Source organism: Pseudomonas migulae, assembly GCF_043225285.1.
Lineage (GTDB): Bacteria > Pseudomonadota > Gammaproteobacteria > Pseudomonadales > Pseudomonadaceae > Aquipseudomonas > Aquipseudomonas migulae_C.
Genome location: NZ_CP171224.1, coordinates 3,399,663 through 3,413,797, shown reverse-complemented (window position 1 = coordinate 3,413,797; position 14,135 = coordinate 3,399,663). Strand labels below are relative to the sequence as shown.

The following is a 14,135-nucleotide window of genomic DNA, read 5'->3' as shown; positions in this document are numbered from 1 at the left end:
CCACCCGATCTCACACGGTCTGCCAGACAACCAAAGCACCTTGTGGGAGCGAGCCTGCTCGCGAAGGGGAGTGTCAGTCGACTTCAATGTTGAATGGCAACCCGCATTCGCGAACAAGCCCGTTCCCACAGGGAATGCGCAGGCTGCCGGCCGTGTCGTTTACGACTGTTCGATGGAAATTGTCATGTCCAGGCTTTCTGCTGACACATGCTTGGGTGCTGCCCAGGCTACTTTTGCCCTTAGCGAAACACGCGTTCGTTTCAGGCACGCGACCGCCGTTATCTGCGGCGCACTGCTGACCCCGATGGCGCATGCCGACGAGCACGCCGGCCACAATGAGGAACTGAGCCCGACGGTGATCACCGCCATCGCGCCGAGTTCGCCGCTGACCATCGTCACCAACCCCAAGGACCCGCGCCAGCCGGTACCGGCCAGTGACGGCGGCGATTACCTGAAGACCATTCCGGGCTTCGCCCTCGTGCGCAATGGCGGCACCAACGGTGATCCAGTACTGCGCGGCATGTTCGGCTCGCGGTTGAACATCCTCACCAACGGTGGCCAGATGCTCGGCGCCTGCCCGGGCCGGATGGATGCACCGACCTCCTACATTTCCCCGGAAACCTACGACACACTCACCGTGATCAAGGGTCCGCAAACCGTACTCTGGGGACCGGGCGCATCGGCCGGCACCATCCTGTTCGATCGTGAGCCGGAACGTTTCGGTGAGCTCGGTACACGCGTGAATGCCAGCGTACTGGCCGGCTCCAACGGTCGCTTCGACAAAGTCGTGGACGCCGCTGCCGGCGGGCCATTGGGTTACGTTCGAGTGATCGGCAACACCGCGCACTCCGACGATTATCGCGACGGCAACAACGACACCGTGGCATCGCGCTACGACAAGTGGAACGGTGATGTCGCCGTCGGTTGGACCCCGGACGCCGACACGCTGCTCGAACTCACCGCCGGCAAGGGCGATGGCGAGGCGCGTTACGCCGGACGCGGCATGGACGGTTCGCAGTTCCAGCGCGAGAGCCTCGGCCTGCGCTTCGAAAAGTCCGGCATCGGCGAAATCCTGGACAAGGTCGAAGCGCAGATCTACTACAACTACGCCGACCACGTGATGGACAACTACACCCTGCGCACCCCGTCCGGCACCGGGATGATGGCCGGTCCGATGGCCTCCAACGTGGACCGCCGGACCCTCGGCGCGCGGATCAAGGGCACCTGGCGCTGGGCCGATGTGCAGTTGATCAGCGGCATCGATGCGCAGACCAATGAGCATCGCCAGCGCAGCAGCATGGGCATCGACACCTACAAGACGCTGCCGTACACCAAGGATGCCGACTTCCATAACTACGGCGTGTTCAGCGAACTGACCTGGTACGCCGCCGACCGTGACCGACTGATCAGCGGTGCACGCCTGGACCGCGCTTCGGCAAAAGATTTTCGCCAGACCACGGGCTCCGGGATGATGACCCGCACCAACCCGACCGCCGACGACACCCGCGCCGACACCCTGCCGAGCGGCTTCATCCGTTACGAGCACGATCTGGCCGACAGCCCGGCCACGCTGTACGCCGGCCTCGGTCACACCCAGCGTTTCCCGGATTACTGGGAGCTGTTTTCACCCAACTCGGGCCCGAGCGGTTCGGTGAATGCATTCGACTCGATCAAACCCGAGAAGACCACCCAGCTCGACGTCGGCCTGCAATACAAGACCGAAGACCTCGAAGCCTGGGCCTCGGGTTACGTCGGCCAGGTGCGCGATTACATCCTGTTCAACTACACACCCGGAATGATGGGCATGACTTCGCAAGCCGAGAACATCGACGCGCGAATCATGGGCGGTGAACTCGGGGCGGCCTACAAGCTGACGTCGAACTGGAAAGCCGACACGACACTCGCCTACGCCTGGGGCAAGAACAGCAGCGACGGCAAGGCGTTACCGCAAATGCCGCCGCTGGATGCACGTTTCGGCCTGACCTATAGCGAAGACAACTGGAGCGCCGGCGCACTGTGGAGAGTGGTCGCCGCGCAGAACCGTATCGACCGGAACAAAGGCAACGTGGTGGGCAAGGACTTCGACAAGACCTCCGGGTTTGGTGTGTTCTCGCTCAACGGCGCCTATCGGATCGACAAGCACTGGAAGGTCAGCAGTGGCGTCGACAACCTGTTCGGCAAGGCCTACGCCGAGCATTTGAACCTGGCCGGGAACGCCGGTTTTGGCTATCCGGCCAATGACCCGCAGGCCATCAAAGAACCGGGGCGAACGCTCTGGACCAAGGTGGACATGAGCTTTTAAACACTTCGCGAGCAGGCTCGCTCCCACATGGACAGCGTTGAACCTGTGGGAGCGAGCCTGCTCGCGAATGACTGCGCAGCAGTCACCGGACAACAACAAAAGTACAAGCCAAGCGGAGCACAACCGATGAAACAGCCCAAACCGAATTTCTACAACCTGGCCTGGCGCTGGCATTTCTATGCCGGTCTGTTCGTCGCGCCATTCATGGTGATGCTGGCCCTGACCGGCGTCATTTACCTGTTCAAGCCGCAACTCGATCCGTTGATGTACGGCAGCCTGATGAACGTCCCGGCCGGCCATCACAACGTCCCGGCCGACGACCTGCTCAAGCGGGTCAAGGACGCATACCCCCACGGCACGATCAAGCAGTACCTGCCGCCGATAAACACCGAGCGCAGCGCGCAATTCGTCGTGCTCGACGGCGGCCATGAGCTGAACGTTTTCGTCGACCCTTACCACGGCGACATCCTCGGCGAGCAAGACGCCAAGAAGAACCTGCAAGCCGTTGCCCGCGCGATTCATGGCGAGCTGATGATCGGCACAGTCGGCGACCGCCTGGTCGAACTGGCCGCGGGTTGGGGGGTGGTGCTGGTGGTCTCCGGCGTTTTCCTCTGGTGGCCACGGGGTCAGGCGGCGGGGATTCTCTGGCCGCGCCTGAGCTATCGAGGGCGCGCGTTGTGGCGTGACCTGCATGCAGTCACCGGTTTCTGGGGCGCTGCACTGTTGCTGGTGATGCTGCTCAGCGGCATGACCTGGACCGGTTTCTGGGGCAAGCAATACGCCCAGGTCTGGAACGTGTTCCCGGCCGCGATGTGGGACAACGTACCGACCTCCGACGTCGAGGCCCGCAGCCTCAACAGCGCCACGCGCCAGACAGTGCCATGGGCGATGGAGAACACGCCGATGCCGATGTCCGGCGACCACGCCGAACACATGGCCCACGGCAGCGCCCAGGCCGGCCCCGCCGCCCCGACCATCAGCCTGCAGGACGTGCAGAACATCGCCCAACAGCGCCAGGTCGAGCCGGGTTACAGCATCACCCTTCCGACCACTGCGACCGGCGTATTCACCATTGCCATATTCGCCGACGACCCGCGCAACGACGCCACCCTGCATGTCGATCAGTACACCGGTAACGTCCTCGCCGATGTGCGCTTCGAGCAGTACGGCACCGTCGCCCGCGCCACGGAAATCGGCGTGATGCTCCACGAAGGCAAGATGTTCGGCCCGTTGAACCAGATCATCGTGTTGCTGATCTGCCTGATGATCCTGCTCAGCGCCGTCAGCGGCGTAGTGATCTGGTGGAAGCGTCGGCCACAAGGCAAGTTCGGCGTGCCGCCGCTGCGCCACGACCTGCCGACCTGGAAAACCGGTGTGGCGATCATGCTGGCATTGGCGGTGCTGTTCCCGCTGGTGGGGGCGTCGCTGGTGGTGGTCTGGCTGCTGGATCGTGTACTGCTGTCGCGATTCAACCGACAAACTGAATCGACCTCACCTTCATCATGAAACAGGCGAGATGCGCCATTTAGAGGGATCTGTAGACTTCGGGCGCTTATCGCACGGTCATTTTTAGTGTTACTGTATAACGCAAATGCACCGCCTGACCCGCCGCCATTGGTTGCGGGTTTTCTTTTGAAGAAGTGATTCGCCGCCCCGATGAACACGCCCCTTTTGTCCGGCCTCTGCCTGCTCGCCCTGAACGCCAGCGCCTACGCGCAGCCGTTGACGCTGCCCACCGGCACGATCACCGCCGAAGCCAGCGACGACCAAACCGTCAGCCTGAACACTCCGACCACCGCCGGCTCACGCCTGAACCTCACGGCACTGGAAACCCCTGCCAGCGTGGAAAGCCTGACCGGCAAGCAGATCCGCGCGCGGGGTGATCGCAGCGTACAGGACGCGGTGTCGCGCAGCACCGGGATCAGCCGCACCGGCACGCCGGGCGATGGCGGCACGTCGCTGTCGGCCCGGGGATTTACCGGGCAGAGTTCGGTGATGCAGCTGTATGACGGCAACCGGATGTACACCGGCATGGGCACGGTGACGTTCCCGGTGGACACCTGGTCGGTGGAGCGCGTCGATGTGCTGCGCGGCCCGGCGTCGGTGTTGTACGGCGAAGGCGCGACCGGCGCCGTGGTCAACGTGATCCCGAAAAAACCCTTCGAAGGCGAGATCGAAAATCACCTGCGCGTTGGCTACGGCTCCTACGACAGCCAGCAACAGGCGTTCGACAGCGGCGGTTCGTTGAGCGACACCCTGAGCTATCGTCTGAACCTCAATCGCCTGCGCAGCAACGGCTGGGTCGATCGCGGCGATGCATCCAGCGATTTCGTCAGCGCCGCCCTGCGCTGGCAGGCCACGGACGATCTGGCGTTCACCCTCGCCCACGATTACGGCGACCAGAAGCCGATGAACTACTTCGGCACACCGCTGATCAACGGCCGCTTCCACGAGAGCCTGCGGGACAAGAACTACAACATCAGCAACGACAAGCAGCACTACAACGATCAATGGACGCGCCTGACCAGCGATTGGCAGGTGTCCGACAGCGTCAGCGCCAGCAACGAACTGTATTACCTCAAGGCCCAGCGCCGCTGGCAGAACGCCGAGAACTACAACTTCAACCGCGACAGCCAACAGCTCAGCCGCAGCGGTTATTTCGGCATCGGCCACCGTCAGGAACAGGTCGGCGACCGTCAGACCTTCACCTTCAAGCACTCGCTGTTCGGCCTCGACAGCCAGACCGTGACCGGCGTCGATTACAACCGCATCCGCTTCCAGCTCGACAGCAACGCACCGTTCAATGATGTATTGCCCGACGGCCAGCCGATTGATCGGTATCACCCGCAATCGGCCCGATTCGAAAGCGCCGATTCGTATCGCGATCAGTTTCAGAGCACCACCAGACAAATGTCCGCCTTCGCCGAAAACCGCACGCAGCTCAGCGAGCGATGGTCGCTGGTGACCGGCGTGCGCCGCGATTACGTGCACGTCGACCGCGACAACCTGGTGGACGGCAGCCAAAGCGACAAGACCCTGACCGGCAACAACTGGAAGGCCGGGCTGGTGTTTGCGCTCTCGCCGGACACTTCGTTCTACGGCCAGTACGCCACCAGCACCGATGGCGTCGGCGGCCTGATTTCCCTGAGCCCGAGCCAACAGCAATACGACCTGGCGACCGCGAAGCAGACGGAAATCGGCGTGAAGCAGGTGTTCTGGGATCAGCGCGGCGAGTGGACGCTGGCGGCCTATCGCATCGTCAAAAAGAAACTGCTGACCGACGACCCGGGCAATCCGACGCTCAAGCAACAGGTCGGCCAGCAATCGTCGAACGGGCTCGAAGCCAGCCTCGACCTGCAACTGCCGCACGCCTGGCAACTGCAGGCCAACGCCGCCATCGTCAAAGCGAAGTACGACGATTTTGCCGAAGTGGTCGGCGGTGTGCCGGTGTCGCGCAACGGCAATCGCCCGGTCGACGTGCCACGACGTACGGCGAATCTGTGGCTGAACAAAGCGCTCGGCGACGACCTGAAAGCCGGGGCCGGCGTGCGCTATGTCGATGCGCGTTATGCCGACATGGCCAACCGCAATGAGCTGCCGAGCTACACCGTGGTCGATGCCACGTTGTCCTGGCAGGCACTGCGCAACACGACGCTGGGATTGCAGTTGAACAATCTGTTTGACCGGCAGTATGCGCAAAGCCAATACAATGAGGGGCAGCAGTGGATTCTGGGCGAGCCGCGTTCGTTCTTCGTTACCGCTGATTATCAGTTTTAGACCGTGTCACGGCCTTCGCGAGCAGGCTCGCTCCCACATTGGAATGCGATCAAATGTGGGAGCGAGCCTGCTCGCGATGAGGCCATCAGCAACACCCGACATCTCAGAGTAAATGCATGACCTCGCTGAACCTCACCCACCTCGCCTGGACACCCCTGGGCCACGGCCACTGTCATCACCAGTTCCAGCTGCGTGATGCTTCGCTGCACGTGGCCGCCGGTGAGTTCGTCGGGTTGATCGGCCCCAACGGCAGCGGCAAGACCAGCCTGTTGCGCTGCGCCTACCGCTTCAGCAAACCCGAGAGCGGCGAGGTCCGGCTCGATCGGCACAACGTCTGGCAACAATCCTCGCGCTGGTGTGCACAACGCATCGCCGTGGTGCTGCAGGAATTCCCCGACGCCTTCGGCCTGACCGTCGACGAAGTGGTCGCCATGGGCCGCACACCGCACAAAGGCCTGTTCGATGGCGACACCCTTGAAGACCGCAACCTGGCGACTCAAGCCCTGGAATCCGTCGGCCTCAAGGGCTTCGAAGACCACGCTTTCGCCACCCTGTCCGGCGGCGAGAAGCAGCGGGTGATCCTCGCCCGCGCCCTGGCCCAGCAGCCGCAACTGCTGGTCCTCGACGAACCGACCAATCACCTCGACCCACGCTATCAGCTTGAGCTGTTGCAGCTGGTCAAACGCCTGAACATCGGCACCCTGGCGAGCATTCACGACCTCAACCTCGCCGCCGCGTTCTGCGACCGGTTGTACGTGATCAACCACGGCCGCATCGTCACCAGCGGCACTCCCAAGGACGTCCTGACCGCTCCGCTGCTGCGCGAGGTGTTCGGCGTCGAAGCGCTGATCGATGAACACCCCTTGCACGGCTACCCACGAATCACCTGGATAACCCAACCATGACTTTGCGTTCCCTGCTGTGCGTCACGCTGTTGCTGGGCAGTGCCCAGGCACTGGCCGAAGCCACCCGTTACCCGTTGACGATCCAGAGCTGCAACCGCGAAGTGACCTTCGCGCAAGCGCCGCAACACGCGGTCAGCCACGACATCAACATGACCCAGATGATGCTCGCCCTCGGCCTCAAGCCGAACATGGCCGGCTACAGCGGTGTCAGCGGTTGGAAATCCGTGACGCCCGACATGCAGACCATCCTCGACGGCCTGCCGGAGCTGGCAGCCAAATACCCGTCGGTGGAAACCCTGCTCAATGCCAACGTCGATTTCTTCTTCGCCGGTTGGGACTACGGCATGCGCGTCGGCGGCGATCTCACGCCACAGACGTTGCAGCCCCTGGGCATCAACGTCTACGAGCTGACCGAGTCCTGCGCCTTTGTGATGAAGCGCCCGGCGGCCACGCTGGAAGACACCTACAACGACCTGCGCAACCTCGGCAAAATCTTCGACGTGCAGGATCGCGCCAATGCCCTGATCGCCGACATGCAGGCGCAAGTCGCCGAGGTGCGCAAGGACCTGCCCGCCGACAAACCGCGGGTATTCCTCTATGACAGTGGCGAAGACCGCGCCATGACCTCGGGCCGTCTCGGCATGCCGCAGGCGCTGATCGAGGCCGCCGGTGGACGCAACGTGCTGGATGACGTCGAAACGAGCTGGACCCGGGTGAACTGGGAAAACGTGGTCGAGCGCAACCCGCAGGTGATCGTGATCGTCGACTACGGCGAAGTCACCGCCGAGCAGAAAGAACAATTCCTGCTGAACAACAAGGCGCTGCAATCGGTGGACGCGATCAAGAACCAGCGTTTCCTTGTGATCCCGTACGTCCAGGCCACGCCGGGTATCGATAACGTGCTGGCCGTCGAAACCCTGGCCAAGGGTTTCCACGGCGAATGATCAATCGTCGCTACGCCTTGCTGCTGATTGCCCTCGGCGCGTTGTTGCTGGTGTCGTGCGTGGTGTCGCTGGGCTTTGGTCCGGCGCGGGTGCCGGTGGACGTGGTGTGGCGGATTTTGCTGCACAAGACGTTCGGCCTCGGCGAGGTGAACTGGACGGCCGGCCAGGAACACATCGTCTGGTTGATCCGCGTACCGCGCATGTTGCTCGGCGCATTGGTCGGTGCCGGCCTGGCGCTGATCGGTGCGGTGTTGCAAGCGGTGACGCGCAACCCCCTCGCCGATCCGCACTTGCTCGGCGTGACCTCCGGCGCCACCCTCGGCGCCGTGATCGTGGTGCTGCATGTCGGTGAGATCGTCGGCCTGCTGACCCTGCCCATCGCCGCTTTTCTTGGTGCGTTGCTGAGCATGCTGATCGTGCTGATGATCGCCAACCGTCATGGCCGGCTCGACAGTGATCGGCTGTTGCTGTGCGGCGTGGCGGTGTCCTTCGTGATGATGGCGATTGCCAACCTGCTGTTGTTTCTCGGCGATCACCGCGCAAGTTCGGCGGTGATGTTCTGGATGCTCGGCGGGCTCGGGCTGGCGCGCTGGGAGTTGCTGGCGGTGCCGGCCGTCAGCGTGTTGCTCGGGCTGGTTTTGCTATTGGGCATGGCGCGTCCGTTGAACGCGTTGATGGCCGGTGAACAGACGGCGGTGACCCTCGGGCTCAATGCCCGCACCGTGCGGTTGCGGGTGTTTCTGATTGCATCGCTGATGACCGGGGTGCTGGTGTCGATCAGTGGCTCCATCGGTTTTGTCGGGCTGATGGTGCCGCACATTGCCCGGCGGTTGGTCGGGGCCGAGCATCGTCGTTTGCTGCCGGTTTGCGTGTTGCTGGGGAGCATTTTCCTGGTGTGGGTCGATGTCGCCGCGCGAACCCTGATCGCTCCCGAAGACCTGCCCATCGGCGTGGCCACGGCGGCCATCGGCGGTCTGTTCTTCATCGGCCTCATGCGCCGCCGCTGACACATAGATCAAAAAACTGTGGGAGCGAGCCTGCTCACGATTGCGGTGTGTCAGTCGCAACTCATGTGCTTGATACACCGCTATCGCGAGCAGGCTCGCTCCCACAGGTGATCAACGTCGGCCGCCCCAATGTGGCGCACCTCTTCGCACCAACACGCCAGCCGCGGTCCTTCATGGTGCGCCACGCCAAACGCGCAACCGCTCTAATACGACATTTCCCTGCCTTTTTCCGACTGGGCACAGCCCTTGCAAAACAGCCTTCAGTAGTCCGCATCTGCCAACCAAGAAAATTCATAAGTTCATGGAGATCGCACAATGAAGCGTCGCAGCTTGATCAAGGCTTTTACACTCACGGCAAGCATTGCCGCGATGGGCATGACCTGGACTGTCCAGGCCGCCGAGACCATCAAGGTCGGGATTCTGCATTCGTTGTCCGGAACCATGGCGATCTCCGAAACGTCACTCAAAGACATGGCGTTGATGACCATCGACGAGATCAACGCCAAGGGCGGCGTGAACGGCAAGATGCTGGAACCGGTGGTGGTCGACCCGGCGTCGAACTGGCCACTGTTCGCGGAAAAGGGTCGTCAGTTGCTGACCCAGGACAAGGTCGCCGTGGTGTTCGGTTGCTGGACATCGGTGTCGCGTAAATCGGTATTGCCGGTGTTCGAAGAACTCAATGGCCTGCTGTTCTACCCGGTGCAATACGAAGGCGAAGAGATGTCGCCGAACGTGTTCTACACCGGCGCCGCGCCAAACCAGCAGGCGATCCCAGCGGTGGAATACCTGATGAGCGAAGAAGGCGGCAGCGCCAAGCGTTACTTCCTGCTCGGCACCGACTACGTCTACCCGCGCACCACCAACAAGATCCTGCGCTCGTTCCTGCACTCCAAGGGTGTGGCGGACAAGGACATCGAAGAGGTCTACACCCCGTTCGGTCACAGCGACTATCAAACCATCGTCGCCAACATCAAGAAGTTCTCGGCCGGCGGCAAGACAGCTGTGATCTCCACGGTCAACGGCGACTCCAACGTGCCGTTCTATAAAGAGCTGGCCAACCAGGGCCTGAAAGCCACCGACGTTCCGGTCGTGGCGTTCTCGGTCGGCGAAGAAGAACTGCGCGGCATCGACACCAAACCGCTGGTGGGCAACCTCGCGGCCTGGAACTACTTCGAGTCGGTTGAGAACCCGGCGAACAAGAAATTCGTCGCCGACTGGAAAGCCTACGCGAAGAAACACAACCTGCCGGGCGCCGACAAAGCGGTGACCAACGACCCGATGGAAGCCACCTATGTCGGCATCCACATGTGGGCGCAAGCGGCCGAGAAAGCCAAGTCCACCGACGTCGACAAAGTCCGCGAAGCCCTCGCCGGCCAGACCTTCGCCGCGCCGTCCGGCTACACCCTGACCATGGACAAGACCAACCACCACCTGCACAAGCCGGTCATGATCGGCGAGATCCAGGCGGACGGTCAGTTCAACGTGGTCTGGCAGACCGAAGGCCCGATCCGTGCCCAGCCGTGGAGCCCGTTCATCTCGGGCAACGACAAGAAGCCGGATTACGCGGTGAAGAGCAACTAAGCCACCTGGATGTCGGGCCGAATACATCGTTCGTGCCCGACAAAATCCCCTGTAGGAGCCGGCTTGCCGGCGATCAGCATCACACGGTTTGTCTGATGCACCGCCATCGCCGGCAAGCCGGCTCCTACAGGGTCCGCGTACGACCAGGACATTTGATATGCCCACCGCCCTCTACCGTTTGATCCTCGCCTGTCTGCTGCTGTTGCCAATGGCCGCCCATGCCAGCGACGCCGATGACTTCGTCGCCGCCAATCCCGTGCAGCAAGCCAAGCTCCTGGAATCCTGGGCCGCGCAGCCCGACCCGGCCCGTATCGAACTGATCAACGCCCTGCAACAAGGCGAATTGACCGTCGACGGCCAACCGAAAACCCTGCGCCTGAACAACCGCCTGCGGGGTCTGATCGACACCGCACTGGCCAGCCATCAATTGCTCGCCGCCGACGCCAAAATCCGTCTGGCCGCCGCGCAGCAACTGCAGAAAAGCGCCAAGCCGGCGCAGCTGAAATTCCTCGACCAGCAACTCGCCGGCGAACAGGACGAAAGCGTACACGCCGCGCTGAGCCTGGCACTGGCCAATCTGCAACTGGTGGACGCCGACCCGGCCGTACGTCTCGCCGCCGTGCGCCTGCTCGGCGAAACCGGCGACCCACTGGCCCGCACCCGCCTCGAAAGCCTGCTGCAACCGGGTGTCGAAGCTGACGCCAACGTGCGTACCGCCGCCGAAACCAGCCTCGCCCAAGTCAAACGCAAACTGCTGGTCGGCGAGATGCTCGGCCAGGCTTTCAGCGGCATGTCGCTGGGCTCGATCCTGCTGCTCGCGGCGCTCGGTCTGGCGATCACCTTCGGCCTGCTCGGGGTGATCAACATGGCCCACGGCGAGATGCTGATGCTCGGCGCGTACTCGACGTACGTGGTGCAGCTGATGTTCCAGCGCTTCGCCCCGCAAGCCATCGAGTTTTATCCACTGATCGCCTTGCCGGTGGCGTTCTTCGTCACCGCCGCGATCGGCATGGCGCTGGAACGTACGGTGATTCGCCACCTCTACGGCCGGCCGCTGGAAACTTTGCTCGCGACGTGGGGCATCAGCCTGATGCTGATTCAACTGGTGCGCCTGGTGTTCGGTGCGCAGAACGTTGAAGTGGCCAACCCGACCTGGCTGTCGGGCGGGATTCAGGTGCTGCCGAACCTGGTGCTGCCGTACAACCGCATCGTGATCATCGCGTTTGCGCTGTTCGTGGTGGTGCTGACCTGGCTGCTGTTGAACAAGACGCGCCTGGGTCTGAACGTCCGCGCCGTCACACAGAATCGCAACATGGCGGCCTGCTGCGGCGTGCCCACCGGGCGTGTCGACATGCTCGCCTTCGGCCTCGGCTCGGGCATTGCCGGCCTCGGCGGCGTGGCGCTGAGCCAGATCGGCAACGTCGGCCCGGACCTCGGTCAGAGCTACATCATCGACTCGTTCCTGGTGGTGGTGCTCGGCGGTGTCGGTCAGTTGGCCGGTAGCGTGCTGGCCGCGTTCGGCCTGGGCATCGCCAACAAGATTCTCGAACCGCAGATCGGTGCGGTGCTCGGCAAGATCCTGATCCTCGCGCTGATCATTCTGTTCATCCAGAAACGTCCGCAAGGCCTCTTCGCACTGAAAGGACGGGTGATCGACTGATGAACCAGCCCCTGATGCTCACGGCCACGCAAAAGGCCGGTCCCAAAGTCACGATTGCCGTCGGTGCGGTGATCCTCGTTCTGTTGCTGGCGCTGCCGTTGCTGTCGCTGTTGTCGCCGGACAGCACGTTGCACGTCTCGGCCTACACCCTGACATTGGTGGGCAAGATTCTTTGCTACGCCATCGTCGCCCTGGCGCTGGACCTGGTCTGGGGCTACGCCGGTTTGCTGTCCCTCGGCCACGGCCTGTTCTTCGCCCTCGGTGGTTATGCAATGGGCATGTACCTGATGCGCCAGGCCTCGGGCGATGGCTTGCCGGCGTTCATGACGTTCCTGTCGTGGACCGAATTGCCGTGGTACTGGACCGGCACCAGCAGCTTCCTCTGGTCGATGTGCCTGGTGGTACTGGCGCCGGGATTGCTGGCGCTGGTGTTCGGTTTCTTCGCCTTCCGCTCGCGAATCAAGGGTGTGTATTTCTCGATCATGACCCAGGCCCTGACCTTCGCCGGAATGCTGCTGTTCTTCCGCAACGAAACCGGGTTCGGGGGCAATAATGGCTTCACCAACTTCCGCAGCATCCTCGGGTTTGGCATCACGGAACCGGGGACGCGTGCGGTGCTGTTTTTCGCCACGGTGGTGTTGCTGGTGGCGAGCCTGTTCATCGGCTGGCGGCTGGCGCAAAGCAAATTCGGCCGGGTGCTGACCGCCCTGCGCGACGCGGAAAACCGCCTGATGTTCTGCGGCTACGACCCGCGAGGCTTCAAGCTGTTTGTCTGGGTCTTGAGCGCGGTGTTGTGCGGCCTCGCCGGCGCGCTGTACGTGCCGCAAGTCGGCATCATCAACCCGAGCGAAATGTCGCCGACCAACTCGATCGAAGCCGCCGTCTGGGTCGCGCTCGGTGGGCGCGGCACGCTGATCGGCCCATTGCTGGGCGCTGGCGTGGTCAACGGCATGAAGAGCTGGTTCACCGTGGCCTTCCCGGAATACTGGCTGTTCTTCCTCGGCGCGCTGTTCATCGTCGTGACCTTGTACCTGCCCAAAGGCGTGATCGGCCTGTTGAAGAAAAGGGGTGACCAATGAGAGTGACTGCGACGGCTGAATTCATGCTCGAACCGGCGTTCTATCCACCGCAGCCGAACAAGGACGCCGGCACCAGTCGCGACGCCATCGGCCTCGGCCAGCGCGTCGGCCCCGGCCTGAACACGCGCCATGGCACCATCCTGACCCTGGAAGACATCAGCGTCAGCTTCGATGGCTTCAAGGCGTTGAACGCGCTGAACCTGTACATCGGCGTCGGCGAACTGCGCTGCATCATCGGCCCCAACGGCGCGGGCAAAACCACCTTGATGGACGTGATCACCGGCAAGACCCGGCCGAGTCACGGCAAGGCCTGGTTTGGCGAAACCCTGGACCTGACGCAGATGAGCGAAGTGCAGATCGCCCAGGCCGGTATTGGCCGCAAGTTCCAGAAGCCGACGGTATTCGAAGCCCTGAGCGTTTTTGAAAACCTGGAGCTGGCGCAGAAAACCGACAAATCGGTGTGGGCCAGTTTGCGTGCGCGCCTGAGCGGTGAACAAAAGGACCGCATCAGCGAGGTGCTGGAAACCATCCGCCTGACCACCTCGGTCAATCGCCCGGCCGGCTTGTTGTCCCACGGTCAGAAGCAGTTTCTGGAGATCGGCATGCTGTTGATGCAAGACCCGCAATTGCTGCTGCTCGACGAGCCGGTGGCGGGCATGACCGACGCCGAAACCGAATTCACCGCCGAGCTGTTCAAGAGTCTGGCGGGCAAGCATTCGCTGATGGTGGTGGAGCACGACATGGGCTTCGTCGGCTCGATTGCCGACCACGTCACCGTGCTGCACCAGGGCAGCGTGCTGGCCGAAGGGTCGCTGGAACAGGTGCAGGACAATGAGCGGGTGATCGAGGTGTACCTCGGTCGCTAAACCTGCAAACACAA

Annotated in this window: 10 protein-coding genes; all 10 read left to right on the top strand. The window is 62.7% G+C overall.

What is annotated here, in order from left to right:
* The first annotated feature begins 184 nt into the window (after nt 1–184).
* The 10 genes from ACF6ZU_RS15715 to urtD all read left to right on the top strand — a co-directional run bounded on the left by ACF6ZU_RS15715 (nt 185) and on the right by urtD (nt 14,121).
* On the top strand, nt 185–2,302 hold the full coding sequence (locus ACF6ZU_RS15715) for a TonB-dependent copper receptor (RefSeq protein WP_392885082.1): 2,118 nt from the start codon (nt 185–187) through the stop codon (nt 2,300–2,302).
* Nucleotides 2,303–2,428: 126 nt separating this feature from the next.
* Entirely contained in the window at nt 2,429–3,808 is a 1,380-nt protein-coding gene (locus ACF6ZU_RS15710; protein ID WP_392885081.1) for a PepSY-associated TM helix domain-containing protein, read from the top strand.
* A gap of 150 nt (nt 3,809–3,958) precedes the next feature.
* Nucleotides 3,959–6,079 carry a TonB-dependent receptor gene (locus ACF6ZU_RS15705; protein WP_392885080.1) on the top strand — a complete coding sequence of 707 codons (2,121 nt, stop codon included), beginning with the start codon at nt 3,959–3,961 and terminating at the stop codon, nt 6,077–6,079.
* A gap of 116 nt (nt 6,080–6,195) precedes the next feature.
* Nucleotides 6,196–6,984 (top strand): ABC transporter ATP-binding protein, encoded by a 789-nt coding sequence (locus ACF6ZU_RS15700; protein ID WP_392885079.1) that lies wholly within the window; start codon nt 6,196–6,198, stop codon nt 6,982–6,984.
* On the top strand, nt 6,981–7,928 hold the full coding sequence (locus ACF6ZU_RS15695; protein ID WP_392885078.1) for an ABC transporter substrate-binding protein: 948 nt from the start codon (nt 6,981–6,983) through the stop codon (nt 7,926–7,928). Before ACF6ZU_RS15700 ends, ACF6ZU_RS15695 begins: the two co-directional genes overlap by 4 nt.
* Nucleotides 7,925–8,935 (top strand): FecCD family ABC transporter permease, encoded by a 1,011-nt coding sequence (locus ACF6ZU_RS15690; RefSeq protein WP_392885077.1) that lies wholly within the window; start codon nt 7,925–7,927, stop codon nt 8,933–8,935. The genes ACF6ZU_RS15695 and ACF6ZU_RS15690 overlap by 4 nt, the downstream gene beginning before the upstream one ends.
* 315 nt (nt 8,936–9,250) lie before the next feature.
* On the top strand, nt 9,251–10,516 hold the full coding sequence (urtA, locus tag ACF6ZU_RS15685; protein WP_010463931.1) for an urea ABC transporter substrate-binding protein: 1,266 nt from the start codon (nt 9,251–9,253) through the stop codon (nt 10,514–10,516).
* Nucleotides 10,517–10,673: 157 nt separating this feature from the next.
* Nucleotides 10,674–12,176 (top strand): urea ABC transporter permease subunit UrtB, encoded by a 1,503-nt coding sequence (gene urtB / locus ACF6ZU_RS15680; RefSeq protein WP_392885076.1) that lies wholly within the window; start codon nt 10,674–10,676, stop codon nt 12,174–12,176.
* Nucleotides 12,176–13,255, top strand: coding sequence for an urea ABC transporter permease subunit UrtC (urtC, locus tag ACF6ZU_RS15675; RefSeq protein WP_392885075.1), 1,080 nt, complete (start codon nt 12,176–12,178; stop codon nt 13,253–13,255). The genes urtB and urtC overlap by 1 nt, the downstream gene beginning before the upstream one ends.
* Nucleotides 13,252–14,121, top strand: coding sequence for an urea ABC transporter ATP-binding protein UrtD (urtD, locus tag ACF6ZU_RS15670; RefSeq protein WP_392885074.1), 870 nt, complete (start codon nt 13,252–13,254; stop codon nt 14,119–14,121). The genes urtC and urtD overlap by 4 nt, the downstream gene beginning before the upstream one ends.
* Nucleotides 14,122–14,135 lie beyond the last annotated feature (14 nt).